We start from the raw sequence: 25,537 nt of genomic DNA, 5'->3' as shown, positions 1-25,537 counted from the left end.
CCCAAGCCCCCACTGGCAACTCTAAAGCCGCTGGTTCGCAGATATATTCCCAACAGGCCCCTATTTCAACTTGTCATGGGGATAACGGTGCGTCAACTCTAGCCCCGCAAAGTTTTGTTGCCGCAACGCTTCATAGATCACCAAGGCCGCCGTATTAGATAGATTCAAAGCCCGAACATTTTCCGTCATGGGGATCCGTAAACAATTGGCTTGATGCTCGCGCATGAAATCCTCAGGCAAACCCGTCGTTTCTTTTCCGAAAAGAAAATAGTGGTCCTGCTTGATATCTGAGAAATCTGGTTGACTATAAACCCGGTCCGAAAATTTTGTGATCAAATACAGTCGCTCTAAGTCAGGAACCGTGGCCAAAAAAGCCGCGAGATCATCATGATAGACCAAACGAACCTTATCCCAATAATCTAACCCCGCCCGTTTCAAATGCTTATCGTCCGTCTGAAAGCCCAACGGTTTGATCAAATGTAAAACAGTATCCGTCGCCGCGCAAGTTCGCGCGATATTGCCAGTATTGGCCGGCATCAACGGTTGATAAAGCGCAATATGATTTGTCATTTTCTTACCTCGACCATTCATTTATATCATTTAAACTAGAACATCTAAAAATTATTTTTGCCTAGCGACCGACCACAAAAAAGCACGATCAGCAGACAGATTCAACGTTCATTCTAACATAGTTAGACCCCAGACAAAAGAGTGCGCAGCGAGCCGGGTTGCTTGTGAGCATTAACCTAGCAATTGTTTTGGAAGCGCACCTTGCTTCCGGAACAATCGCGTAGTTAAGCACAACAAGCAGGCTCGCGTAGCACGTTTCAAATCACAGTGCGGAGCGAGGATGGGTGGCTGCGAGCATTAGCCTAGTCATGGTTTTGAAAGCCGCTTTTTGCTTTCGGAACAATGACGTAGCTAAGCACAACAGCCAATCCTCGCGCAGCACGTTTCAGCTAGAGTGCGCCGCACAACGGGTTGCTTGTGAGCATTAACCTAGCAATTGTTTTGGGAGCGCTCCTTGCTTCCGGAACAATTGCGTAGTTAAGCGCAACAAGCAGGCTCGCGTAGCACGTTTCAAAACCAAAGTGCGAGCCGACCTGGTCAGCTCCTGAGCATTAACCTAGCTAGGATTTTGGAAGCGCTCCTTGCTTCCGGAACCCTAGCGTAGTTAAGCGCAAGGAGCTAGGTCGGCGAACACGTTTCAAATCAGAGTGCGCAGCGAGCCGGGTTGCTTGTGAGCATTAACCTAGCAATCGGTTTGGAAGCGCGATCAAGAAAGCCATCCCCACCACTGATCAACACAAGCAAAATGACGGTGAGCCAAAATTGTAACCAATGAGAAACCGATAATTCTAGAAATCGATCACGCTTGCGCTGACGATCAGGCATTAGCTCCCCTGTTTTGCTAAAAAATGCCACGCCGAAATCCTCGTTACAGTTATTATTGTTGAATAATTGTAAACAAAAATGTAGCCCCTCGGTTTTTCAACAGCGAGAAGCTACATTAGTAAGATTTTCACCGACACTTTTAGCAAAGGAAACCCTTGATAAAAGTACGACTTAGACCTTCTACATAATATACCACGCAATTTTCATCGTTGGCAAGCGTATTCTTCGAAAAAAATTCATTTTCTGAAAAATCTATGATCAATGACCTCGTCCTTCGCCAACTATTCTTTAGTTTCAGTATCTGATTTAGTTGGCGGCGTCGGCGATCCTGGCGGCAAAGTTTCCGGTAACGGCGCGCTAGGCTCTTCATCGTAAAGGCCGGAGACCGATTTGAACCACTGAAAACCACGAGTGACTAAAATTTTGACCACAGCATAAACTGGGATCCCCAGCAACACACCTAACAAGCCAAACATTTTACCGGCGGCCAGTAAGAGGATCAAGGTCGTCGCGGGATGCATCTCCATCTTGCTCCCCACGACCAGCGGTGAGACCACCCGACTTTCGATCGTCTGCTCGATCATGAAGACGATCAAGACTTTCACGACCATGAAAGAATTCGTGAAAGCGGCAATGATCAAAGCGGGAATGATCGCCAAAAAAGAACCCAAATAAGGGATCAAATTAAGAAAGCCCGCCAGCACGCCTAAAGTCAGGGCATATTTTTGTCCAATGATCCCATAACCAACGGAGAACATCAGCCCGACCCAAAAAGCGACAGTCAGTTGACCGCGGATATAATTGCTTAAAGAGAGATTGACGGCCGTCAACAGTTCGCTGGTCGACTTCCGAAACTTCGTTGGTACGAATTGCACCACGTAACCTTTAAATTTAGGTCCATCTTTCAGCATGAAAAACAAAATGAACGGCGCTGTCCCTAAAACCAATAAAACATTGGTGACCGCGCCAACCGCCGAGCCGATATTACTGAACCAATTAGAAACGCTATTATTCAATTGTTTGGTAAACTCAGTCGAAACGTTCTGCAATTGCTGATTGACTTGGTCACGGACCTTAGCCAGTTCCGAATCATTCAGGATCTTGCGAAACGTATTTTCGATATTCTTCCAATAAAGCGGCCAATTATCTAGGATCTGCTGGGTTTGCTTTTGAATGATCGGGATCAAAGTAACGATCCCCCAAACGATCAAGGCAAAAACCGCCACGAAGATCAACGAGATCGTTAGGATCCGGGGTATTTTCAAATGACGTTCCGCCAATTCAACTAACGGCTCGATCAGGTAAAACAGGATCCCCGCTAATAAGATCGGCGGTAAGGCCATCCCTAGAAATTCACCAACTGGTTGAAAGACCCAACTAACGCTGGCAAAAACCCAGATCACCGCCAAGAAAAGCAACAAATTGATCAGAACGACCGTAACTTTATTGTTAAGGAACCATTGATAAAACCACGAACCTGGTTTTTTTGACTCAGATTTTCTTGCAGCCATCGGCACCCTCCTTATCAGCCTTATTTGCGCACGACCTTATTGATGTGGCTCATTTTCATGACAGTGATAAATGATCGGTGTCCCCACTGTAAAACTTGGCTTCGGTTGCTTGGCAAAGTGGAGCGCATTTTGTAGCCCCAGCGGCGCCGCTTCATCAAAAACCAAAGTAACGTGACCGATCGAACGCAGATTATCGTTGACCAATTTACCCACGCTTTTAATGGGATAGGTCTGTGAACCGATCGTTAGACTATCTCCGACCGTGATCGTCATTTTCTGAGCCGCCGCAAGATCGGTGAACTTTTGGATCACTGCCACCTCACGCAAAGCCGCACTAGCTGTCTCGTTAAAGAGGATCACCATGGGATCCCCGCTGGTCAATGCTTGCGGGCCGATCGCAGTCACTTCTGCTTTGATATCCATGACAAAAAACCTACCTTATCCTTAATTATTGTTATCCTTATTTTAGCACATCTTATCTGCCATTGCCTCAGCACGTGAACCAGAGTATGCCGCAAATCGGCTTGCTTAGGCGCAACAGTCCCGACATCATCGCAAACGCTACCTTTGGTTTTTGAAGTCATCAGCTTACGCTGCTAACCGTTGACTTTAGAGTAGCCGTTTTGGCAGCGCGCTGTGCCGGGTCTTATTCCGTTAAGGATTTACCAAAGCTTTTAAGAAAATCACGCTGGACATTGAGATTATGCTATACTAACATTGATAAATTATGGAGGTAAATCATGAAAGAAAAAATTCTCTTCGGCGGTTATACCCGTCGTGGTGGTCAAGGGATCTACGCGGCTACTTTGGATACTGATCAAGAAGTGATCGACGAACCGCGGCCTTTTATTAAGGTGGGGCAACCAACTTACTTGGCGATCAGTCACGATCGTGTTCTGTACACGGTCACTAAAGACGGCGAAGCAGGTGGCGTGAGTGCTTATGACCTTTCTGGCGAACAACCACGTTTGATCAATCAGGTCACCGCGGCTGGCTCACCACCAGCCTATGTCGCCGTGGATGAACCTCGGCAACTGGTTTATGCGGCGAACTATCACAAGGGGCAGGTCCAAGTTTACCGGATCTTAGCCAATGGTGGTCTAGAATTAGCCAGTGTGGTCAATCATGTTGGCCAAGGTCCCCGGCCTGAACAAGATAGTGCGCACGTCCACTTCACCGACTTGACTCCCGACCAACGTCTAGCAGTCTGTGACTTGGGCATCGATGAATTGATCACTTATGATGTCAGTTCCAGCGGTGATCTGACAAAAGTCGCCAGCTATCGAACAGAAGCAGGTTATGGTCCCCGTCACTTGGTCTTTGCTCCTAACGGTCGGATCGCCTACTTGCTTGGCGAATTATCTAGCAAAGTCCAAGTTTTAGCCTATCATCCTGATGGCCATTTCAGCTTGATCACGAACTATTCTTTGATCCCTGATGATTATACCGACTTTAATGGTAGCGCGGCGATCCGGATCAGTCGTGATGGCAAGTTCCTTTATGCTTCGAATCGCGGCCATAACTCGATCACTGTTTTTGCGGTCACCGATAATGGCCGTGACTTGAATTTGATCCAGCGGATCAGTTCTGAAGGTGACTTCCCCCGTGATTTTGATTTGGATCCCAGCGAGCGCTTTGTGGTCTGTGCTAATCAAAACACGGATAATAGCACGCTTTATCGCCGCAACCCAGAAACTGGCCTGCTGACCAAGATCCAACAAGATATCAATACACCTGAAAGTGTCTGCGTGTTGTTCCTTTAAAATCTAGAGACTAAGACGCATCGACGTCTAGCACCACAAAATTTAAAAATCGAAGGGACGTTACCCCGTTGAATATCCTGAAAGCCATTATCTTAGGCATTATCGAAGGTATCACCGAGTTTCTACCGATCAGTTCAACTGGTCACCTTTATCTAGCGAATGAATTCATCAAGCTCAAAGAATCCACCGCGTTCATCAATATGTTCATGGTCGTGATCCAGTTTGGCGCCATTTTGGCGGTGATCATGCTTTATTTCCACAAACTCAATCCTTTTTCGCCTAAGAAAAATAGTGGTGAGAAAAAGCAAACTTGGACGCTTTGGCTCAAAGTTTTAGTCGCGATCCTGCCTTCGATGATCATCGGTCTGCCACTCAATGATTGGATGGACGAACACTTGACCTCTTGGCCAGTGATCGCCACGACCTTGATCATTTATGGCGTGCTATTCATTTTGATCGAACGTCGTAACAAAACTCGGCAAAGCACGTTGAACGATCTGAATCAATTACCTTATCAAACGGCGCTATTCATTGGTTTGTTTCAAGTTTTAGCGTTGGTCCCAGGGACTTCACGTTCCGGCGCGACGATCTTAGGCGCCATGTTGATCGGGACTTCACGTTTTGTGGGGACTGAGTTTTCCTTCTTTCTCGCGATCCCAACCATGTTCGGTGCCAGTCTGCTCAAGATCTTCAAGTACTTTTTCAAAGGGAACACCTTCACTGGTGAACAAACGCTCGTTTTATTAGTTGGGACCTTGGTCTCTTTTATCGTCGCTTACCTTTCCATTCGTTTCTTACTTAATTACATCAAGAAGAATGACTTCCAAGCGTTTGGCTGGTATCGGATCGCTTTAGGTGTCATCGTGATCGCCTTTTTCGGTCTGAAAGCAATGCTGGGATTCTAAGCAAGGAGTTGTCATGTTGTTAAAAGAAGTTTGCGTTGAAAATTTCACTCAGATCCCGCTGGCGGTGCGCGCCGGAGCACAACGGATCGAGCTCAATGATAATCTGGCCGTTGGTGGGACTACCGCAAGTCACGGTGTCCTCGCTGAAGCCGCCCGTTATTTAAATGAGCAGCAGATCCCACTCGTCGCAATGATCCGACCACGGGCTGGTGATTTCGTTTACAATGACTTGGAACTCAAGATCATGGAATCCGATCTTTTTGTTGCCCAACAGGTCGGTGTTGACGCGGTCACCTTTGGCGCTTTGACCGCTGAGCACACCTTAGATACTGAGGCGATGGAGATGCTGATCGGTGCGGCCGGTGGCTTGCAGGTCGTGATGCACATGGCCTTCGATGAGATCCCCGTTGAAAAACAAAGTGAGTCGATCGACTGGTTGGCCCAACATGGCGTCACCCGGATCTTGACCCATGGCGGTCCTCTGGATACCCCGATTGATCAACACTTTGTCCAATTGGCGCAGACGATCGCGCTAGCCGCAGATCGGATCGAGATCCTTCCTGGCGGCGGCATCACCGAAGCTAACGCTGAGCGGATCGCGGCCGAATTAGGTGTGCAACAACTACATGGAACAAAGATCCTCGGCGATCTCAGTTCCCTAGACTAAGTACCTCACTGCCAGAACACCAACCTAGCCAAGCGAAAAAGCAATCACATGAAAAAATGTGATTGCTTTTTTTGAAATGTGCTCACCACCCCAGTGCTTTCCGCTTAGCTACGTACCTGTTCCGGGAGCTAAAACCGGCTCCCAAAACAGGTACTAGGCTAATGCTCAAGCACTGACCGGGGTGGTTCGCACTCTGATTTTGAAATGTGCTCACTGACCTAGCTTCTTGCGCTTGACTAGGTTAATGCTCGAAGTCAAATTGTTGTGCTCCGCACTGTTTTGAAACATGCTGCGCGAGGTTTGGGGGTGGTGAAATCCCTCTGTATTGGCGACGATGTATAAGGGGCGCTGGCGACTGGCCGCAAAGATCCGGGCCAAGTAAGCGCCCAGGATCCCGATCGCCAACAAAAGCAGGCCGCTGAGACTCACCAGTAGAAAAGCGATCAAAGCCGTACCGCCTAGATCAAGGGTCACCAAGTTGATCAAACCGACCAGTAAGCCAATCGCCAACAGGCCACCACCAAGCCACGTCGCTAATTTTAGTGGTAGCTCCGAGAAGGAGGTGATCCCATCTAAGGCCAACTTCATCATTTTGCGGAGGGGATATTTACTCTGGCCAGCTAGGCGTTCGTGCCGCTCATAATTAACGGCGGTTTGCCGAAAGCCGACCCAGCTGATCAAGCCACGGACATAAGGATCATCCTCATTGATTTTTTTGAGTACTTCCGCGACCTGACGATCGATCAGGCGAAAATCGCCGGTGTCAGTTGGGATCGGCACCGCCGTTATTCGGGCCAGCAACCGATAAAACAGTCGCGCACTGGTTTTTTTGAACCAAGTCTCACCATCGCGCTGGACCCGTTTGCCATAGACCACTTGATAGCCTTGATGCCACTGTTCGATCATCGCATTGATCACTTCCGGTGGATCTTGCAAGTCAGCGTCCATCACAACGATCGCCGCCCCACTGGCGTAACGGATCCCTGCAGTGATCGCGATCTGATGACCGAAATTTCGGGAGAATTGGACCAATTTGATATTTTTGAAGCTTTCCCGGGCGTGGGCAATGATCGTCGCGCTATAGTCGCTGGAACCGTCATCAACGAAAATCAATTCGTAGGTCTGCGACTGCGCCGCGACGAAATTTTCTAAAGTTTGGATCGTAGTCGGAAGGATCTCATGTTCGTTATAAACGGGTAAAACGATCGAAATCAATTCTTGAGTCATTGCACTACTCCTTTCAGATTTGATCAAGTTCATGACTACCTATAAAAAATAAAAAACAGATTCAGTAAGACCTTCTGATCATAAAAATTTAAAGACTTAATCATAAATACTGGCTAGATCATAAAGTGTTCCGCTCGTGCCACCCATGCCGCCCAAACCGGCCTGTGGTCCATTAGCGGTCGTCGTGCTGCCACCACCAGTAGTATTGGCGCTACGCCCGGTCGTCTTGTTGTTCTGGTTGAACATCGTCTGACTTTGGGTACTACTTGATGACGTTGTTCCGCCATATTTGCTGGCCGCGACTTTCTGGGCGTTTTTCTTGACCCACTGCACGATCGTGTTATTCGAACTCTTGCCAGCCAGATAGAAATACTTGATCTGACCTGCCTTGACTAATTTCTTGAATCGTTTCAAGGTGATCGCTGGATCGGTGCCATTGAAGCCACCGATCACCATGACCGCTTCACCAGTGGCGATAATATACGGCGCGGCGGTACCAGAATCCGTCGTTGCGAACAGATAAGTCGCAGAACCTTGATTTTTTTGAAGATAACTCAATAGGCTGCTATTGACAGACTCGCTGCCTAAGCCACCAGCTTGCCTAGCGCCCGAGCTTAAAAGCGACGGACTCGCGTAAGGGATGGCCGCTGATTCACCAGAAAGCGTTGGCGTCAAAGACCACCAAGCGGGCGCGACCACCATTGCGATCGTACTCGTGACCAAAATACTAGGCACTAGTTTCTTTTTCAAATGGCTGTATTTACCGATGAACAAAAGCGCAACAGCAGTCACGCCGGCCAATAAAATAAGCCAACTGAGCCAAGGGTAATCACTATAAACGTACCAAGCTTGCAACCCGCTGGTCACCAAGAGCGCCAACGGCAGTAACACCAGCGTCCAAATCCTGCGTTTGGCCCAGAATTGCTGCCAGATCGCTGGTAACCCGATCCCCACTAAGGCGGCGATCGCTGGTGCCAACATGATCATATAGTAGGGGTGGAAGAAACTAGCTACAGAGAAGAAGCCATAAGTCAAGATCAACCAACCGCCCCAAAGGATCACTTCATTTTGTCGGGCCGTCGTCTGATACCAACGATTTTTCCGCCGCCGATAAAAGGCAAAGGCCCCGAGCAAACCGAACATCGCCACCGCTAGGAGCCAACTGACTTGTTGACCCAAAGCTTTCTGGAAGATCCGGAACGGACCAGCAGTCCCGATATTGAAAGCACCGCCGGCACCACCATTACCACCAGGACCGCCACCAGTCATTTGCTGACCGCCAGGACCATTTTGGCCCGTGATCCCGCCAGTGCCAGTGCTATTTTGGGGATTACCACTTGGCGCGGTCCCAGTCTGACCATTGCTAGAGCCACCAGTTTGGCCGCCACGAACACTTGGCGCCGTTCCTGAAGGTGGCGTCGTACCTTGACCATTCCCGCCACCAGTGGTCCCATTGCTACCAGGATCAACTGTTGGTGGTGCCCCAGTGGGTGCGGTGCCTCCTGGGGTAGTATTGCCAGCAGTCGTTCCGCCACTTGCGGTGGTCCCACCTGTGCCATTACCGGAAGGCGGGGTCATCCCCCCGCCTTCTTTGCTATTGCCCATACCACTGAAACGAGCGCCAGTCCCAGTAGTCTGACCCAATAAGCGCTGAGTCCCATTGTAACCAAAAGCCAATTCGAGCACGGAATTCGTCTCCGAACCACCTTCATAAGGGCGTTCACTAGCACTGGTCAAATCAACTGAAAGTGGCCACAGTAGGGTGAAAAAAGTCAAAGAAACTGTGGCCAGCGCTAAGTGTCCCAACTTTTTTCGCCAAGTTTGTTTCGTCGCCAACCAGTAGTAAAGATACATGATCGGTAAAATCATAAAAGCTTGTAACATCTTGATATTGAACGCGATCCCGATCAAACCAAAGCTCAACATCACCAACCAAGGTCGTTGGGCTTGAGTCGCTTTTTGTAAGAAATAAAGCGCCAGTAATAAGAAAAAAATCAAGGTCGCGTCCATATTATTCGTTCGCGAATCGGCGACCACGATCGGCGTCAGCGTCATGGTCAACGCCGCTAAATTACCGGCAAGTCGACCAAAGCGCGGTCGGACCAAGCGATCTAGCAAATAGACCGAACCAACGCCAAAAAGAACGGACGGAAGCACAACGCTCCACCCATGGACACCAAAGATCTTGGCGCTGATCGCCATGAACCAAAGCGCCACTGGCGGTTTATCCACTGTAATAAAACCGGCTGGATCAAAACTGGCGTACCAGAAGTTCCGCCAACTTTTGGTCATACTGGTGATCGCGGCCGTGTAGAAATCATTGGCGTTCCCAGCTTCCCAGATTTTCCAAGCATACAAGAAAAGAGCTAGTCCTAAAATACCAAGCAAATACCAATCGCAACGTCGCTGCGGACGAGTGCGTGGTTTAGTCTGTTGTTGCGCTGTCTGAGCCAAAATCGTCACCTCATTTATCATTTGTCACATTAAATTATGCTAAAATAAGCGTAATTCATGATCAGTGGCTCTTTCGAACCGCAGATCTTAATGAATGATTCTAGTTTAACGAAGCAACCATAAAGTCAGCTTAAATCAAGATGAACATTTCGCGAAACTTCTAGGAGGAAAATATGACCTCGACCAATATTTTATTAATCGAAGACGATCAAGAACTTGCTCTAGGGATCCAACGTTTTTTGAAGAACGCGGCCACTGTCCAAATCGAGACCAATGGTTTAACCGGACAAGCCGCTGGTGAAACTGGCGCCTTTGATCTGGTGATCTTAGATCTGATGCTGCCGGGAAAAAGTGGCTACGAGATCCTCAAGACTTGGCGCCAACAAGATCAACTGAATCTACCGGTCTTGATCCTGACCGCTAAAGACACCCTTGCCGATAAAGCCCAAGGTTTTGAACTCGGCGCCGATGACTATTTAGTCAAACCCTTTCATCGTGAGGAATTATTGATGCGCGTCAAAGCGTTGCTCCGCCGGTCTGGTCACGATGTTACCCTCGAGAATTTGACTCAAGCCAATTTAAGCGTTGATCTACAGACCCGCCAAGTGACTGTCGCCGCTAACGAACTCCCGCTGGCTGGTAAAGAATATGATCTGCTCGTCTACTTTTTGCAAAATCCCAATATCATTATTACGAAGGCGCAGATCTTCGAACGGCTTTGGGGCTTTGACTCCACAACGGCGCAAACGGTGGTCGAGGTCTATCTCAGTAACCTACGCAAAAAGCTGAAACAGGCCCACGCGAACTTGACCATTCGCACGATCCGTAATGCCGGCTATCTATTAGAAAGTCCCGCAGGCACCCGCAATGAAAAATGACGCCGTGATCAAGCAGCAACAACGTCGGCTTTTTTGGGGCGAACTGATCGGTTTTACTTTGATCTTCGCAGTTTTAGCGGTGGTGATCTTAAATCTTTATCAAAGTAGCCTTTTTCGAACTGTCGACCAAGATCTGACCCAACAACAGACTCAACTACGTGCTAACCAACAAGTGCGACCGGCCGACGCACCCAGTGTGCCCTTTCAAGCCAACGCCTTGGTTTTCGATAACCAAGGTCAGATCACCAATGTAGATTTCTTGGGTCAGCAGAATTACCGCTTTTTCAAAAAGATCAAACTAAATAAGGCCCAAAGAAATCAACTGGTGACGATCCAAGTCACGAGTTCGGACCAAACCGCGAATTTCCGCACCTTACTGGTCAAGGTCAGCGCCCAAAATCCCGAACCACATTATGCCGGGCATTATGTCTTGCTACTCCAAAATATCGACACGCAGATCCAAGCGCTGAAAAATTTTCGTTTGGTTTTGTTTCTCAGCTTGGCGATCTGCGAATTACTGGCGATCGGGATCGCTTATTTTCTAGCGCGGCGGAGTATGAAGCCGATCATCACAGCTTGGCAACGCCAGCAGGATTTCAGCGCCGACGCTGCCCACGAATTAAGGACGCCCCTGACAGTGATCCAAAATAATTTGGAATATCTATTGACGCAGCCGCACCAGCAGATCGAGTCAGAGGCCGCCACGATCGCCACCGCGCTCAATGAGACCGCACGACTCAAAAAGATCACCCAGGATCTTTTGACCTTGGCTCGCGCCGATGCGATTGCTTTGCCGATGCGCTTACAAACGATCTCTGGTGAACATTTTTGGCTGGATCTGCTGGCACCTTACCAAGAGATCGCCGCTAGTCAACAGAAATCATTGACCTTACGTAATTATGAACCCCATGATTTTCAAGGTGACCCCCAGCTCTTACAACAATTGTTGGTGATCCTGCTTGACAATGCTTTGAAGTACACCAAAGCTGGGGACAGCATCAGCGTCAATGTCAAAAATAGCAATGGTCACACCCAGTTCAGTGTCAACGACACTGGTCAAGGAATCTCTGCTGAGGCCAAAGCTCATATCTTCGATCGCTTTTACCGCGCGGACGCCTCCCGCTCGAAACAAACTGGTGGCAGCGGTCTGGGCTTGGCCATCGCCCAACTGATCGTGCAACAACATCACGGCCAGATCAGTGTCGGGGATAATCGTCCCCATGGCGCTAAGTTTACAGTGACCTTACCCCAACGGTCGAACCACAAGCGCCCATGAAAAAGCCGGTCCACCTAGTCCACGATTGCGTTAGGACTAACCGGCGGCCTTGTCTGAGCACGAAACCAGTTACACTAATTTTCAAGATTTAGTTTTTTTCTTCTTGATCAACTGCGCTGATCAGCCCTTCTTCAGCCATTAAAAATAACCCTCAGCTTGTTTTGACCTAGATCCATTGATCTGGAGCAAAACAAGCTGAGGGCCTTTTTTTATCATAAGCCTTATTCAGTTCAAAAAAGCGTGCAGGAACATTTGGGCGATGCTGAAATAGATCAGGACACTGGTCAGATCGCTTAAAGTCGTAATGAAGGGACCACTAGCCACCGCCGGATCAAAGCCCAACTTATCCATTAACATTGGGATCAAGCTTCCGGCCAAATTAGCCACGGTGATCGCGGCGGTCATTGCCAACCCGATCGTCAACCCCAAGATAAAGTTCTGCTTCCAGATCCCGACGATCAACGTGATCGTCAAACCCGTCACCAAACCCGTCACCAGGCCGGTCAAGATCTCACTGCCAATCAAGCGTAATAACCGCGGTTTATCATCATTGGTCAAGGCCAACCGGCGAACTGCCACGGCTAAACTCTGGGTCCCCGCATTCCCCGCGGTCCCGGTGATCAAGGAAATAAAGACGGCTAAAATACTCGCTTCACTTAAAAGTGATTCATAATGATTGATCAAAGTCGCCGTCGACATGCCCAAGAACAGCAAGGTGATCAGCCATGGTAATCGTTTGGACGCCGCCCTAAAAGGATTTTCAGACACGTCATCGACATCGACCCCGGCTAAACCGGAGTAATCCGACTGCGCCTCATCATCAATGACTTCGATCACGTCATCGACCGTAATGATCCCGACCAACTTTTGAGCGTCATCCACAACTGGTAAAGCGATAAAATCATAATCCCGGATCTTTTGCGCCACATCCGTCTGCTCGTCATGGACGCTGGCACTGATCACGTTAGGTGTCATCACGGCTGCTAATTTCGTATGATTGTCCGTAATGATCAAATCACGTAAGGTGATCACCCCGACTAAATAACGATCGGCGTCGACCAAATAAACATAATAGATCGTTTCCGCTTCGTCGGCTTCCCGTTTCAATTCCGCCAAAGCTTGCCCGACCGTGAGATCTGCCCGCAAACTGACGAAATTGGTGGTCATGATCCCTCCGGCAGTCTCGGTATCATAATGCAACAATTTGCGTAATTGGATTGCGTCCGCTTTGTCCATCAAAGCCAAATAGTGGTCAACGTCTTCTTTCGGCAAATGTTCCAAAATATCCGCCGCATTATCATCGAACATACTGTTCAACAATTCCGCCGCGTATTGCGGCACCATTTCCGCTAAAAGATCCGCCATCTCCGGTAGATCATCCTCGATGGTATCAAAAAAGTCGCCCATTTCGTGGGGGTCAAGGATGTGGTAAAGCAAATGCCGTTGTTCTGCTGTCAAAGACAAGTAGAACTGGGCCTGATCATAAAAGTGCATATTCAAAAAGGTTTTGCGGAAGACCTTATTTTCGCCTTTGACCAGTGCTCGTACTAACTTTGCGTTTAAGATCTCCGTTGGTTCCTGTTTATTTTCCATCCACTCACCCCACTAAGCGACCCATGGATCGGCTAGGATAATTCAGCCCAAAGTCGCGCCATATCCGCTGGTAAAGGCGCGACCAATTTGATTTCTTTTTTTAGGATCGGCTGATAAAAGTTTAATTGCGCGCAATGTAACGCCTGTCGCGGCGCTAGCGAACATTGCGGTCCTTGATATAAGTGATCACCATATAACGGATGGCCCAAGGCGGCCAAATGCACCCGGATCTGATGAGTCCGGCCAGTCAATAAACGCAACCGGACCAGAGAAGCTTGCGGCGCTGTGGCCACAACGCGATAATCCGTCCGCGAAGCCTTGCCATCTGCGGCGATGATCCGCCGCATGCCATGGGTCGCCGCACGCCGGATCGGTAATGCGATCGTGCCTTGCGTCGGCGTCAACACACCTGCGGCGATCGCTAAATATGTTTTTTGTAATTGTTTACTATGCGCTTGTTGCGCCATTAGATTATGCGCATAGGAGTTTTTGGCGAAAAGGATCAAGCCTGAGGTGTCCATGTCCAAGCGGGTAACGATGTGGATCGCTAAGCTGGGCGCTCCCTGCGCGGCCAGATAACCCTTGACGCGATTGGCCATCGTATCTTCAGGATGACTGCGCGAAGGGATCGAGGGCACCAATGGCGGCTTATTCAAAACTAAAAACATCTCATCTTCGTAAATGATCTCTAGTGGCGCTTGGCTCAAAATGATCGAATCCGCCGCTGTCTCTGGCGCTAACATGACGCGGATCACATCACCATCTTGCAAGGGATAATTGGTGTATCGTTGATGATGATTAACGAAAAGTTGTCCGCCTGAAAATTTCAAGCGGGCAATCTGCGCTTTGGAAAAACCATGCTGCTTCAGGAATTGTTGTAAGAAAAGCGGGCGGGCTTGCCCGCCCTCCTGATGGTAGACCCACTTATACGCCATCATGCTGTTCATCGTCATGTTCCCGTTGCGCTCCTAAAAACGAATCTTCCACCCGTGACCAAAAATGCATATGGCGATATTTCGCGAAGCGGATCCGTTCATCAGCAATGCGATATTTGATCTGGCGGATCGCCCGATTATGACTACTCAGCTGATCCACCGTCAAAGTATAATCCGCGGCACAACTGGTTTTGATCGTGATCCATTCATCTGGCGCGATCACGATCGGCGACGACAATGTCCGGAAAACACGATTATTGATCGACGCGATCTCCGTCATTTGTAACGCCTCTAACCGTGGATGCAACACTGCCCCGCCTAACGATTTACTATAACCAGTCGAACCGGTTGGCGTCGCTACACAAATCCCGTCACCACGAAAACTTTCAAAGAATTCATCGCGAATAAAAATATCCGCCTTGATCGTCAAAGCATTACGCCGGATCGAAGACTCATTCAAAGATAGAAAATGGCTAGGCTCCGTTTGGTCGCCATAATCCACTTCCACGTTCAATAGTGGATAACTGACACTTTGACCTTGGTCGGCGACGATCGAATCGACCAGTTCACTTAATTCGTAATCCCGCCAATCCGTATAAAAACCAAGATGCCCCGTATGGACGCCCACAAAACGGACCCGTTCCAACTGGTGGCTATAACGATGGAAACAATTCAACAACGTCCCATCGCCACCGACACTGATCACTAGATCCGGGTCTAAAGGGTCGACCGTGATCTTGGCTGCCGCCAAACGTTTTTTCAATTCGCTGGTCACGCGGGATGATTGTTCCCCGCTATTTCCAAAAACCGCAATTTTCATGATGCCGCCCCATTCTTATCGACTGGTCGTTGTGGCTGACTTGGTGGTTGCTGCGTTGGATCCGCCTGCTCAGATCGTTCGCCGCTGGCCCCGCCAGCCTGGTCACCTTGCTGTTGGTCATACTGATAACGTTGCGCTTCTTGGATCTCTTCTCTGATCTCAGACATTTCCTGATCCAACATAAATGAAGCTTCCGCCGCTCGCTTAAGTCGTTCGTTGATCTCCTCGGGAAACTCGCCTTGATATTTGTAGTTCAAGGAGTGCTCGACTGTGGCCCAAAAATTCATCGACAAAGTCCGTACCTGGATCTCAACCAAAAGTTTCTTCTCCTGATCGATCAGCTGTAACGGATATTCGATCACGATATGATAAGACCGATAACCACTAGGCTTACTATTAGAAACATAATCCCGTTCCTCGACCACAGTCATATCTTGACGTTGCCGGATCAGATCGGCGACCTGATAAATGTCTTCCACAAATTGACACATGATCCGTAAGCCTGCGATGTCTTGCATATCAGTCTCCAACACATCTTCACGGATATAGCGCCGTTGCATTTTTTCGAGAATACTATTGACCGGTTTGACCCGACCTGTCACGAATTCGATCGGTGAATGCTCACCTTGATTTTGATAAAATTTGCGTAATGCCCGAAACTTCAGCTTCAGCTCGTCAACCGCCTGATTATAAGGCATTAAGAATTGCGACCAATTTTCCATTAGCGTAGCCCTCACTCTATACAGTCCAACGTTTATTTTACCACATAACCGGTGGGAAAAGCACGGTTCTGGGATAGACACCAGCAGATCGCGCAACGGATAAAAATCCAAGCCCAGTGAAAATATCCCGCCACATCCTAGTCGTTCAAACTTGACTGTCAGAGAATCTCGTGGTCAAATCGGGCTGTTGATAAACAACTAGAATATGCAAGTTAGCTCATTGGCTCGGCGCTGAATAATTCTTTTCCGGTGATATTGTGTCCAAAAGCTAACTGTATCCTTGTCTTCAAGCGCTTTTATGTTTATGCCTTTTTTCATCGGATCCTTCCCTCAAGTATATTTAATACAATTGCAATCCAAAAAATGTTACAATGTCCTTCTGGATAAGGAGGCGATTCCAATAGCAGCTTTAGAGATCGAATTCAAAAATTTGGTGACAGCAGCCGAATATCAACGGCTTGTGGCCGCTTATCCGTTTGCGCCCGCCTTCAGCCAAAAGAATTATTATTTTGATACTGCGGATCAGCAACTGCGCCAGCAACATTGTGGTTTGCGGATCCGGATCTTTGCTCGCAGCGCGGAACAAACCTTAAAAGTCCCGGCGACCATCAAAACTGCGGCCGGCCATGAACTAGTGGAGATCACTGATCCGTTGCCGTTGGCTATGGCAGAGTCATTGGTCCACCAGCAAAAAATCAAAGTCGCTAGTCAAGTCAGCGCCGCCTTGAGCCAACGCCAGATCGACCCTGCTCAGTTACACTGTTTCGCTCAGGGCACGACGCAGCGCCGGATCGCCACTTTGGCTGCTGGTCTTTTGACGCTTGACCAAACCGATTATCCCAATGGTCAGACAGATTATGAATTAGAACTAGAAACGAAGCATGTTGCCCAGGCCACCACATTCTATCAGGACCTGTTGACCCGCTTTCAGATCCCACAACGTCCTGTGGTCAATAAGGTTATGCGTGCTATTTCACAGTTATAAAATTTGAAGTCCGCATTTTTTCAAGCTAGAATTAAGATGGTTTTTGAAGTATGATTGTTTTATTCGCTTGATTTTTATTTTTGTTTATCGTTTAGGTTTTTATCAGCATGGGGGAAATACTTTTGCTAGAGATATTTATGTTTGCGAATCCTATCGGTGGGCTTTGTTTGAACACTGAAGTCAATATTATTCGCGGCTTAAAGCAACACAAGCTGAAAGTTCAGCCAAATCTGGTGCCCATTACTAATATGAATGTAGTCACCGATTTTCTAAAACGAAATCATTTGGATACTCGTGATTTGGTTTTACGCAATCAAGTGATGGCGATCACCTTTCAATCAATGCTCGACTACAAGGCGGCCTCTTTTCAGGGCAATAAAAAGGCGCGCGCTTTTACGATGAGCTTACAAGATCACCTGAACGAGGGCTTAGACTGTTATTCCGAGGCGCTGATCAAATTGATCGCCCACGAAGTCCATCTCGATGAGGCTACTTTCTTCGCTGATCGGCAAAGTCAATTGGCCAAGGACCTCTGCGAAGCGGACCGGCAATTGGCCAACAATCTTGGTGTCAAAAAGACACCATCGACTGTCTTCATCGACTATCGGGAAGTTGTTGACGGCGATGGTATTCTGGTCAATGGCGCGGTTACGCCGGAGTTGATCAATCAGATCCTCAACAAACAATTGCCCCGCAAAGCGGCGGCGATCAATCAAAAACCGTTTTTACGGTTATTGGGTCGGCAACAGTCACAATTGCATCTGATCTGAGTGGATCAGCTTTTTCATATTTCAGCACAAGCAGCGTTATCGGTGGTCAAACCGGTAGCGCTTTTTTGCTGGACTTAACGATGCCTTTGTTCCAAAAGCAAAGGCCAATGACTCTGAGCCAATAACTGACGTTGCTGTTTTTCGGATAAGGCTCCTTGCGCCAAATAGAAATCCAATTGCCGCGCCAATAGGTCCGGCCAGTGCGCTACCACCGGCGGCAAATATTGCGGTAACCAAAGTGCCGGCGGTAATTGCTGTAACGGCCAGCCAGCTTGATAACAGCGGCCTTGATAGGCCAGCCATCGGGGTTGTTGCCAAGTCAGTTGTTCTTGCAACCAACACCGCGGGTCAAACCGAGCCGTGATCGCAGGCAAGTACGACGGCGCCTGTCGTGGCACCAAGGCCCGCTTGAGAAAAGTTGCTAAACTCATGCTGAAACACTGATAGTTCAGTTTGGCTTGTGGCGGCTGCCACAAGCAATGAGCCAGCAGTTGGACACAACCAGCCGCAGGTAACCAAAAGGCCAGATAATAGCCCCAAATCGGTTGATAACTCATAAATTTCAAGGCGCCATTTTTTAAAATCCCGTGCTCAAAATAAGTGGTCCCCAGCAACCAAACTGCTTGGATCCCCCACCTTTGATAATCACGCTGACGTTGCCGCAGGGTCGCTAAGGTCAAAGGGGCACACTGAAACTCCAAAACATAGACACGCTCATTGCTGCGCCAAAGAACATCGGCCCGCCGTTGCTCACCTTGGTCAGACAGCAATGGTTCAGTCGGGCGTGCAACCACTTGCTCATCAAGCTTGCTGCTATCAGCGGCAAAGGGCAAGCTGACCTCCAGCTGACTGGTGATCGCCAATTTAGCTAAAGCTTGCTGTAAAGTCTGTTTGCCTGAATGATGAAGCGCCGATTCCATTCCCACACCAACTTGTAGCGGAACATGGCGAAAAAACGGTCGCGTTTTCGGACCAGTGACCCATTGGACGGCCCGCTGACAACGCGGACAGCAAAAAGAAGCCCGCGCCCGCTCAGCTGCCGTCAGGTCAAGCAGTTGAGCGGCGTTAACCAGTCGTCCTTGTTGATCCACTGCTGCATACATGATCACATCACCTCATTATAAATACGCAGACTAGGCCACTCTGATTTATTTAAATTTGAATATCGCAAGCTTGCAAGTACCGCAACAGAATGTTGCTTGCATTGTGATTAAATGAGAATTAAAATTATTCATAAGGTATTCTATTATAAAAGTGGAGGTGGCGTAAATGATCGGTGAGTTCCTGAGAAAAAAAGAATAGCCTTGGGCTTTACTCAAGATTTCATTGCCAAAGAGCTTAAGGTCAGCCGGCAAGCAATTTCAAACTGGGAAAAAGAATCTCGCAATATTGACGTCGATGAACTACTGAAATATGCAAAAATACTCGAGATTTCTTTTGAAGACTTAGAAAAAAATTTGAATCAATCGATCAATCCTTCAGCCGACTACACCAACATTGATGATCCTAAAAAAATCTCTACGCATCTTTTTCGAGCCATCAAAGCAACCCCTGTCAATGACAAAATTAGGAGAAACGTTAAAATTGAAGGCGATAAAGTTGTTGGTGTTCACGCCTTGTTGTCGAGTCTTTTTCTCAACCAGAACACCCTCACGCTCAACAATTGTCCCACAGCCTTTGATTTTCTTAATGTTTTATATCTTTTTGCAAACAACGGTTGGGTCGATGCCCATGTTTCAAAAGATGCCATTACGTTAACGGCTGGGACTGCCCCATTCAATATTACGCTGTTAAACAAGGTCAGTCGCGCCAGTATCGGCGTCATCTCGGCTTTGACTTACAAATATCATCAGCTTCTTTTCAGCTTTCCTGGTGGCAATGACTTTTGCGATCGTCCGATCGATCTACATTTGGAGATCTTGGCGACGATTTCGAATTATCAATATGATGCCAGCGCGAACACTTTCTATGCGGAAAAGAAGGACACCCTGAATCGCAATCTGGTTCTGAACTGCTACGCCGATGGCAGCAAAAGCGTCGGCGCCTTCTTCAACGCGCTTAGTTTAGCCTATGTTTACCCGAATGCGCTCAAAATAAACGGCCTATCACAGGATCCCACGATCCTATTTCTAATTGCCATGTTGGAAAAGTCGACCAATCGCGTCGTCATTCATCCAGCAGCAGACAAGATCTTGATTCCCGCTGTCGACGCGCTAGTGGCCAGGGACTGTCAGGTGACACTCCCACCGGACATGACGATGCTCGTTTCCTATGTCTTACTGCTTTGGGATCGCTTAGAAACGATCACCTTTAGCAACGTTAAAATTTGTGAGATCCCCCAAAATTACGCGGAGCTTTTTGAGAACCTAGGCTTAGCGCTGGCTGAGTCTGACCATACCTTGGTTTTTCATAAAGTGGCCAAGATCAATGAAGAATACTTTGAATTTCTACGCTTAGGCTCGCCTCCACAAATTACAACAGATTTAGGACCGATCATTTCGGAATTCTTGGCCTTCAGAAATATCCCCTCGATTTTGCTGGATGAAGTTTTTGGCAATCGGTCCAGTCATATTTCTGAATTGCAAAGATTAGGGATCAATATTAAGTGTCTAAGAAATGGCGCGCTAAAAACGCAAGCTCGTTCAAAGCAAGCAGCAAATCAAAATGATGTTTTTGACTTACAAGATATCCGTGCCGGGATGGCGATTACAATGGGCCTCGTCCATAGACAGATCCCTGCCGCGCTCTTACTAAACTACGATCAGCTTTTACGTGGCTTTGGCAATATTCAAAGTGCGTTAAGCTTGAGTGGTTATGAAGGTGAGATCTATGGCTAGACCAAGTTTTTAGTCAGACGTAGGCTCGGAAAAGTTCAGGGTAATTTGCTGCTCAGGGGCGTCAATAGGCACCCGGAAAGGAAAAATCGATGGATGAAAATATTTATTGGCGTGAGCAGATCTGCCAAACCTTTAAGGCTAGATCCTTACCTGCCTCCCCCTTAGTTAGATCTGGCAAGAACCTATTCACCTTTTCTCCGATTCAAGACGAATTAACAAAATTCGCGGAACAACCGCAGGGATTTTTCTATAAAGAGCAACTTTGCTTTAGAAATGTTTATCCCGCCAATCTGGTAAATCCCCTTGCTAGTCCTTGCCAAGAATTAGTTAGTCTTTTTTCGTTTGAGCCGGTCTCTTTTGCGCCGGTCATCGCGCAGTTTATCCGGACTATCTTAGATCCATGGCTTAGCGCCAGCGACATTTTTGTGATCGTGCCGGACATCCCGTCCATTGCAACAAATAGCCGCGCAATATCGACGAACGTGATCGAAATACCGCGAGAACGCCTGATTTGTGCGTTGCCGATCCCCGGCCAGCATTACTATCTCAAGGTGTGTGTCAAATTCAATAACGGCCTAGTCACAGTTGCCAATTTTGTACTCGTTGATTATCAGGGTGGCAACTTGGCGCAACTCGATAGTGTGTTCTTCCCGTTAAGATCAACGATGATCAGCGAGCATGCAAAATCATTGTTCGAAACGGCACACTATCGCTCACTTTATCTGAAGGTATTTCACTCAGTCGAAAGCCACGAACTGACCCATTTTCTGGTTGGGCAGCTCGAGGCCATTCGAGTCTTACACCAGGCCGTTGGCAATGCCGGCAATAAGAAACAGCATTACACCCTTAAAAAGTTGGCCCGCGAAATATTTTCAGAGTGCGCCTACCACCAGATCAGCGTGACCGCGATCCTCCAGAACTTTCCCACCCTCGCGGAATTCCTGAGCCCACTTTACGAGGACTTTCTTGCTAACCTCGAGAAATCCATCCGTCAGGTTAAACAAAGTCGCCAACCAATCACCGCTGATTACGCTTATCAAACGTTGGGGATCCCTTATCAACTATTTAAAGCTAGGATCGATCCAACCCTAGTTTTACCAAAATTGCCCAGCAATTTCGCTTATCATCGCAATCCATCCGAAAACATCTACGTCGATCCAATCGCGAGGTACCGCTAATGAAGCACATCTTGATTTTTCATCCGTACCGTGAACAATATACAGATATTTATCAATGTCTGGCGCCCCAGCATGCCTACACCATCATCATAGATCACGCGAAAGCGGCGTCCTTTCAAGTGAATCAACCGGTCAATGTCACACTTGTTTTCGTCAAGAATTACCAACTCGTTAGAGAACGTCAGGCTCGGGAGCTTCTGACAAGCACGCATTTTGACGCGATTATCGCGCTAGACGAATTTGATATTGAACTGGCCGGCAAATTACGGACAGAATTCAATTTGCCTGGTCAAAGTCTTGCGGAGGCGCGGATCTTTCGCGATAAAGCGACCATGGTCCAGCAGGTCAGCGCTGCTGGCTTTAAAGTGCCCCACTCACAAGTCGTTTCTTCGTCTGCCGCATTAGCAGCGTTCTTTGATCATAACCATGATATTATTGTTAAACCGTTGAATGGCGCCGGTTCGATAAATACGTTTCATTTGAAAGAAAAGGCAGACTTGACGCGCTTTCAGGCTGATCATGATTGGATACAGCAAACGTTTTTGGCCCAACAGTATCTTTATGCGGATATTTATCATATTGATGGCTTGATTGCCCACGGTCAGGTTTTGTATTGCGAACCGGCGCGATATATCTATAACCCGCTGTTGATCAAAGCCGGTGTTTCGGCGGCGGCAGTCTCCTTGGATCACACGGATGCCAGCTACCTTAAACTCAATCAATACGCCACGAACCTCGTTAAAAAACTGGCGCCAACTGGAACCTTTCTCTTTCATTTGGAAGTGTTCTTTGACAATCAAGAGATCATCTTCTTGGAGATTGGGAGCCGGATCGGTGGCGCGCGAATTCGCCAAAACTTGGAATTCAAACTGAACTGTAACCCGCTTAAACTCCTGATCTATTCGGTCTGTGCGGAACAACTCCCAGTAATCAGGCATAATTATCCGGTGACTGGGTGGCTCTTAACGGCTAAACAAGCCGGCACGATCCAAGCTCTGCCAGAATTTACTGAAGCGGTCAAGTCCGAATTTTCTATTTTTGATGAGGTGGCCTATGTTCGCGTTGGCAGTCAGATCGGCAATGCGGTCCACAGCGCCGATGCGGTCATCGGACTGTCAGTTTATGGTGCTTCCTTTCGCAGCGTAAAAACGCAGTTACTGCGGGCTGAACGATGGGCTCAAGCAAACACGAGGTATCAAGATCAATGAAATATTTCATCTATCGTTTTTCGCCTGAAAGCGTCGGGCTCCAACCAGCTAACCAACTCGCGATCGTCTGCCCTAGCCAGCAACGCCAGAGCTATCTGAGCGTGGGATTTCCCGAACAGCAAGTTTTCACTGTTGCCGATTTTAGTCTATTAGAGCTGCTATTATTCTTCAAAAGCCAGCCGAGCATTGACGATATTTTTTCCCTTGATGAGGGGCTGATCCATCTCGTTGGTATTTTGAAAGCAATCTTTACCGATGAGAAGAACGCCTGGGAAACTGCCTATGCCTATAAGGACAAGAAATTAATGCGGCAAACTCTGCTGCCAGAAATCAAACAACCAAGCCTGATCGACCCTTGCGAAACCGACGTGCTCCCCGCCAAATTTATCATTAAACCCCGCGGCGAGGACTCTGGCCGAGGCGTCGCCATCGTCACAGCGGTGCCTGACTATTTCAATCCCACTGAGTACCTGCTGGAAACTGTTGAGACGTTTGATACCATGTTTACATGTGATGGCATCGCGATCAACGGCGAAATCGGCTATTTTTTCTCCCATGAATATGTTGGTAACATCTTAGCCATTAAGACTGATTTTTTCAATATAATTAGGACCAATTCACACTATCAAAGCAACGATCATTTGATTGAACGACTAGAAGCGGCCACTCAAGCCGTGCTAACGAGGCTGGGCACGGATACGATCCAGCCGTTTCACGCTGAATTTTTTTATCGTACAAAGACTGATGAACTCAGTTTTTGTGAGATCGGCAAGCGTTTCGGTGGCGGTCAAATACCGCTGTTGGTCAAACAGGCCTTCAATTTCGATCTCCTTGCGACCTATTGGGATTTGGTCAACAACGCCGCTGTGCCCAAAGTTAAGGATTATCAGCGCAGCCCCACTTGTCTGGCGGTAACTTTGGCGATCTTCCAAAACGGCCGTCAACAAGCGCCTCCAGAAATAGCCGTTCCGTTAGCTTTCTTTAGAGAATACCCGCAACAGCCAACGCGGCAAGCCAAATCATTGGCGGATCTGCGCTACCTCCTTGTCTTTTGCCTACCAGGAAATCACGAATTCAACCAGACCTTCCTGTCACTGCGAGGTTACTTCGATCATGAACAAAGAAAATAGAAATATCGGCCTGCTGCTCATCCGCGGGCAAACCACCAACCTTGGCAATATCATCTTTGATTATGGCAATAAACTATTGATCGCCGGACTGGCACGAAACGCCAATTTCTTTATGACGTTTTATCAGTCCAGCGAGGCGCTGATCAGGCTGATCTTTAATCTCTTTGCCGGTCATCTGGCCGATTTCGGCAATAGAAAGCGACTCTTGTTCGTCACAGACTTAATTGCCGGCACCCTGACCTTCCTCCTCTTCTTATACTATGATCCCCAAAACATTTGGGTACTCATCATTATCAACGTCTTACTGGCCGTGCTATTTAGCTTTAATGTGCCAGCCTATAAAGCCATTACGAAAGATTTGTTGAGTCAAAAGGGCATCTATCGCTATAATGCCACGGCCAAAGTGATTGCGGAGATCATCGCCGTTGGGGCGCCACTGCTGGCCATGCTTGTGATCAAACAATTCGGCTTTAAATACGGCATGTTGATCGATGCGCTCTCTTTCTTTATTTCAGCCCTCTGCGAAAACAACTTTGTCATCTTACACGAGGTTCCCACCGTCAAAGCAACCTTCATCACGGGATTAAAGGCGGGGCTTCACTATATCGCCGCCAGAAAAGGCCTCCTGATCATCTTGATCTCCAGCGCGTTTCTCAATTTCTTGGATGCGATTTATTCGTTTTATCTGCCCTTTACCGCAACGTTTTCTGGATTCTCACACATCTATGCCTACATTTTGATTGCCCAATCCCTCGGCAGTGTTTTAGGTGCGCTTTTTGTTAGTATTTATAAAATCCAGCTGGCGCCCAAGTCCTTCTTCCATTTATTATTACCAGCATCCCTGGCGCTGATCCTGATTGGGTTCGTGTGTTCCTCGCAGCCCTTACTCCTGCTTCTCTTTGGCTTATTTTCAGGCGCCGTGACAACTTTCAATATCTCGCTGATGTCCTATCTTCAGGCTTCTGTCGATTCCCGCTTTCTTGGTCGCGTTTTTAGCATTATTTTTACCATCAGCGGTATTTTTATCCCCTTAGGCAGTGTGACCGCCGCGATGATCGACTTTAAATCCTGGCAAGTTTTTCAATTGATTGGTTGTGGCCAGCTTTTGATCTATCTCGTTTGTTTCCCAGCTATCAGGCGGATTATGTCGTAGCTGTAAATAGGATGCCTAAGTCCGCGGCTAATCAAATCTACCGAGAAGATTAGGCTGGGAGTGATGGATTCGTAGACAAAAGTAGCGTGTCCGCAGCTTGCGCTGCACGTGGCGTTGGTGGTGGCAGGTG

22 protein-coding genes are annotated in these 25,537 nt (G+C 48.0%); 12 read left to right on the top strand and 10 right to left on the bottom strand.

What is annotated here, in order from left to right:
• Positions 1-60 precede the first annotated feature (60 nt).
• From trmL to OCU21_RS05120, 3 genes are all read right to left on the bottom strand, one after another.
• Entirely contained in the window at positions 61-570 is a 510-nt protein-coding gene (gene trmL / locus OCU21_RS05130; RefSeq protein ID WP_261806394.1) for a tRNA (uridine(34)/cytosine(34)/5-carboxymethylaminomethyluridine(34)-2'-O)-methyltransferase TrmL, read from the bottom strand.
• Between the two features lie 1,106 nt (positions 571-1,676).
• Positions 1,677-2,906, bottom strand: a complete 1,230-nt coding sequence (locus tag OCU21_RS05125) for an AI-2E family transporter (RefSeq protein ID WP_261806393.1) — start codon at positions 2,904-2,906, stop codon at positions 1,677-1,679.
• A 36-nt stretch (positions 2,907-2,942) separates the two neighbouring features.
• Complete coding sequence (locus tag OCU21_RS05120; RefSeq protein ID WP_261806392.1) at positions 2,943-3,329, bottom strand: PTS glucitol/sorbitol transporter subunit IIA; 387 nt, start codon at positions 3,327-3,329, stop codon at positions 2,943-2,945.
• Positions 3,330-3,646: 317 nt separating this feature from the next.
• Here OCU21_RS05120 and OCU21_RS05115 point away from each other — a divergent pair, with 317 nt between their 5' ends.
• The 3 genes from OCU21_RS05115 (at position 3,647) to OCU21_RS05105 (ending at position 6,241) form a co-directional block, all read left to right on the top strand.
• Positions 3,647-4,669, top strand: coding sequence for a lactonase family protein (locus tag OCU21_RS05115; protein WP_261806391.1), 1,023 nt, complete (start codon positions 3,647-3,649; stop codon positions 4,667-4,669).
• A gap of 68 nt (positions 4,670-4,737) precedes the next feature.
• Complete coding sequence (locus OCU21_RS05110; protein WP_261806390.1) at positions 4,738-5,574, top strand: undecaprenyl-diphosphate phosphatase; 837 nt, start codon at positions 4,738-4,740, stop codon at positions 5,572-5,574.
• A 13-nt stretch (positions 5,575-5,587) separates the two neighbouring features.
• On the top strand, positions 5,588-6,241 hold the full coding sequence (locus tag OCU21_RS05105; RefSeq protein ID WP_309297198.1) for a copper homeostasis protein CutC: 654 nt from the start codon (positions 5,588-5,590) through the stop codon (positions 6,239-6,241).
• A 210-nt stretch (positions 6,242-6,451) separates the two neighbouring features.
• On the opposite strand, the gene OCU21_RS05100 is transcribed toward OCU21_RS05105, so the two are convergent.
• Together OCU21_RS05100 and OCU21_RS05095 are read right to left on the bottom strand one after the other, a co-directional pair.
• Positions 6,452-7,501 (bottom strand): glycosyltransferase family 2 protein, encoded by a 1,050-nt coding sequence (locus OCU21_RS05100; RefSeq protein ID WP_507762981.1) that lies wholly within the window; start codon positions 7,499-7,501, stop codon positions 6,452-6,454.
• Between the two features lie 63 nt (positions 7,502-7,564).
• Positions 7,565-9,943 carry a glycosyltransferase family 39 protein gene (locus OCU21_RS05095; protein WP_373875463.1) on the bottom strand — a complete coding sequence of 793 codons (2,379 nt, stop codon included), beginning with the start codon at positions 9,941-9,943 and terminating at the stop codon, positions 7,565-7,567.
• 152 nt (positions 9,944-10,095) lie between these two features.
• On the opposite strand from OCU21_RS05095, the gene OCU21_RS05090 reads away from it, so the two are divergent.
• Positions 10,096-10,800, top strand: a complete 705-nt coding sequence (locus OCU21_RS05090; RefSeq protein WP_261806387.1) for a response regulator transcription factor — start codon at positions 10,096-10,098, stop codon at positions 10,798-10,800.
• A complete protein-coding gene (locus OCU21_RS05085; protein WP_261806386.1) occupies positions 10,790-12,076 on the top strand; it encodes a sensor histidine kinase in 1,287 nt (428 codons plus the stop codon). The genes OCU21_RS05090 and OCU21_RS05085 overlap by 11 nt, the downstream gene beginning before the upstream one ends.
• A gap of 225 nt (positions 12,077-12,301) precedes the next feature.
• Here OCU21_RS05085 and mgtE read toward each other — a convergent pair whose 3' ends face one another.
• From mgtE to yjbM, 4 genes are read right to left on the bottom strand one after another with little or no spacing between them, the layout of a single operon-like run.
• On the bottom strand, positions 12,302-13,669 hold the full coding sequence (mgtE, locus tag OCU21_RS05080) for a magnesium transporter (RefSeq protein WP_261806385.1): 1,368 nt from the start codon (positions 13,667-13,669) through the stop codon (positions 12,302-12,304).
• Between the two features lie 32 nt (positions 13,670-13,701).
• On the bottom strand, positions 13,702-14,604 hold the full coding sequence (locus tag OCU21_RS05075) for an RluA family pseudouridine synthase (RefSeq protein WP_373875464.1): 903 nt from the start codon (positions 14,602-14,604) through the stop codon (positions 13,702-13,704).
• The gene (locus OCU21_RS05070; protein WP_261806383.1) at positions 14,594-15,424 is read right to left on the bottom strand and encodes an NAD kinase; all 831 of its coding nucleotides are present in this window, start codon (positions 15,422-15,424) and stop codon (positions 14,594-14,596) included. Before OCU21_RS05070 ends, OCU21_RS05075 begins: the two co-directional genes overlap by 11 nt.
• Positions 15,421-16,146, bottom strand: coding sequence for a GTP diphosphokinase (gene yjbM / locus OCU21_RS05065; RefSeq protein ID WP_261806382.1), 726 nt, complete (start codon positions 16,144-16,146; stop codon positions 15,421-15,423). The genes OCU21_RS05070 and yjbM overlap by 4 nt, the downstream gene beginning before the upstream one ends.
• A 298-nt stretch (positions 16,147-16,444) precedes the next feature.
• Between yjbM and OCU21_RS05060 the strand changes: the two genes are divergently transcribed.
• On the top strand, positions 16,445-17,131 hold the full coding sequence (locus tag OCU21_RS05060; protein ID WP_309297197.1) for a CYTH domain-containing protein: 687 nt from the start codon (positions 16,445-16,447) through the stop codon (positions 17,129-17,131).
• Between the two features lie 122 nt (positions 17,132-17,253).
• Positions 17,254-17,901, top strand: a complete 648-nt coding sequence (locus OCU21_RS05055; protein ID WP_261806380.1) for a DsbA family protein — start codon at positions 17,254-17,256, stop codon at positions 17,899-17,901.
• Between the two features lie 74 nt (positions 17,902-17,975).
• Here OCU21_RS05055 and OCU21_RS05050 read toward each other — a convergent pair whose 3' ends face one another.
• Entirely contained in the window at positions 17,976-19,004 is a 1,029-nt protein-coding gene (locus OCU21_RS05050; RefSeq protein ID WP_261806379.1) for a competence protein CoiA, read from the bottom strand.
• 201 nt (positions 19,005-19,205) lie between these two features.
• Between OCU21_RS05050 and OCU21_RS05045 the strand changes: the two genes are divergently transcribed.
• From OCU21_RS05045 to OCU21_RS05025, 5 genes are all read left to right on the top strand, one after another.
• On the top strand, positions 19,206-20,738 hold the full coding sequence (locus tag OCU21_RS05045) for a carboxyvinyltransferase (RefSeq protein ID WP_261806378.1): 1,533 nt from the start codon (positions 19,206-19,208) through the stop codon (positions 20,736-20,738).
• 89 nt (positions 20,739-20,827) lie between these two features.
• Entirely contained in the window at positions 20,828-21,916 is a 1,089-nt protein-coding gene (locus OCU21_RS05040; protein WP_261806377.1) for a hypothetical protein, read from the top strand.
• Positions 21,916-23,124, top strand: a complete 1,209-nt coding sequence (locus OCU21_RS05035; RefSeq protein WP_261806376.1) for an ATP-grasp domain-containing protein — start codon at positions 21,916-21,918, stop codon at positions 23,122-23,124. The genes OCU21_RS05040 and OCU21_RS05035 overlap by 1 nt, the downstream gene beginning before the upstream one ends.
• A complete protein-coding gene (locus OCU21_RS05030) occupies positions 23,121-24,254 on the top strand; it encodes an ATP-grasp domain-containing protein (RefSeq protein WP_261806375.1) in 1,134 nt (377 codons plus the stop codon). Before OCU21_RS05035 ends, OCU21_RS05030 begins: the two co-directional genes overlap by 4 nt.
• On the top strand, positions 24,238-25,407 hold the full coding sequence (locus OCU21_RS05025) for an MFS transporter (protein WP_261806374.1): 1,170 nt from the start codon (positions 24,238-24,240) through the stop codon (positions 25,405-25,407). The genes OCU21_RS05030 and OCU21_RS05025 overlap by 17 nt, the downstream gene beginning before the upstream one ends.
• Positions 25,408-25,537 lie beyond the last annotated feature (130 nt).

The sequence above is a fragment of the Lapidilactobacillus luobeiensis genome (genome assembly GCF_024345205.1).
Classification (GTDB): domain Bacteria; phylum Bacillota; class Bacilli; order Lactobacillales; family Lactobacillaceae; genus Lapidilactobacillus; species Lapidilactobacillus luobeiensis.
Note: the sequence above shows the minus strand (reverse complement) of the source record. Positions and strands in the feature narration are given on the sequence as shown.

What these genes read in the sequence shown, in the direction of transcription:
- OCU21_RS05085 (WP_261806386.1), top strand. Translation starts at nt 10,790, where the DNA reads ATGAAAAATGACGCCGTGATCAAGCAGCAACAACGTCGGCTTTTTTGG.
- yjbM (WP_261806382.1), bottom strand. Translation starts at nt 16,146, where the DNA reads ATGGAAAATTGGTCGCAATTCTTAATGCCTTATAATCAGGCGGTTGAC.
- OCU21_RS05050 (WP_261806379.1), bottom strand. Translation starts at nt 19,004, where the DNA reads ATGTATGCAGCAGTGGATCAACAAGGACGACTGGTTAACGCCGCTCAA.
- OCU21_RS05095 (WP_373875463.1), bottom strand. Translation starts at nt 9,943, where the DNA reads ATGATAAATGAGGTGACGATTTTGGCTCAGACAGCGCAACAACAGACT.
- OCU21_RS05120 (WP_261806392.1), bottom strand. Translation starts at nt 3,329, where the DNA reads ATGGATATCAAAGCAGAAGTGACTGCGATCGGCCCGCAAGCATTGACC.
- trmL (WP_261806394.1), bottom strand. Translation starts at nt 570, where the DNA reads ATGACAAATCATATTGCGCTTTATCAACCGTTGATGCCGGCCAATACT.
- OCU21_RS05060 (WP_309297197.1), top strand. Translation starts at nt 16,445, where the DNA reads ATGTTTATGCCTTTTTTCATCGGATCCTTCCCTCAAGTATATTTAATA.
- OCU21_RS05030 (WP_261806375.1), top strand. Translation starts at nt 23,121, where the DNA reads ATGAAATATTTCATCTATCGTTTTTCGCCTGAAAGCGTCGGGCTCCAA.
- OCU21_RS05035 (WP_261806376.1), top strand. Translation starts at nt 21,916, where the DNA reads ATGAAGCACATCTTGATTTTTCATCCGTACCGTGAACAATATACAGAT.
- OCU21_RS05115 (WP_261806391.1), top strand. Translation starts at nt 3,647, where the DNA reads ATGAAAGAAAAAATTCTCTTCGGCGGTTATACCCGTCGTGGTGGTCAA.
- OCU21_RS05105 (WP_309297198.1), top strand. Translation starts at nt 5,588, where the DNA reads ATGTTGTTAAAAGAAGTTTGCGTTGAAAATTTCACTCAGATCCCGCTG.
- OCU21_RS05040 (WP_261806377.1), top strand. Translation starts at nt 20,828, where the DNA reads ATGGATGAAAATATTTATTGGCGTGAGCAGATCTGCCAAACCTTTAAG.
- OCU21_RS05075 (WP_373875464.1), bottom strand. Translation starts at nt 14,604, where the DNA reads ATGGCGTATAAGTGGGTCTACCATCAGGAGGGCGGGCAAGCCCGCCCG.
- OCU21_RS05070 (WP_261806383.1), bottom strand. Translation starts at nt 15,424, where the DNA reads ATGAAAATTGCGGTTTTTGGAAATAGCGGGGAACAATCATCCCGCGTG.
- OCU21_RS05025 (WP_261806374.1), top strand. Translation starts at nt 24,238, where the DNA reads ATGAACAAAGAAAATAGAAATATCGGCCTGCTGCTCATCCGCGGGCAA.
- OCU21_RS05100 (WP_507762981.1), bottom strand. Translation starts at nt 7,501, where the DNA reads ATGAACTTGATCAAATCTGAAAGGAGTAGTGCAATGACTCAAGAATTG.
- OCU21_RS05090 (WP_261806387.1), top strand. Translation starts at nt 10,096, where the DNA reads ATGACCTCGACCAATATTTTATTAATCGAAGACGATCAAGAACTTGCT.
- mgtE (WP_261806385.1), bottom strand. Translation starts at nt 13,669, where the DNA reads ATGGAAAATAAACAGGAACCAACGGAGATCTTAAACGCAAAGTTAGTA.
- OCU21_RS05125 (WP_261806393.1), bottom strand. Translation starts at nt 2,906, where the DNA reads ATGGCTGCAAGAAAATCTGAGTCAAAAAAACCAGGTTCGTGGTTTTAT.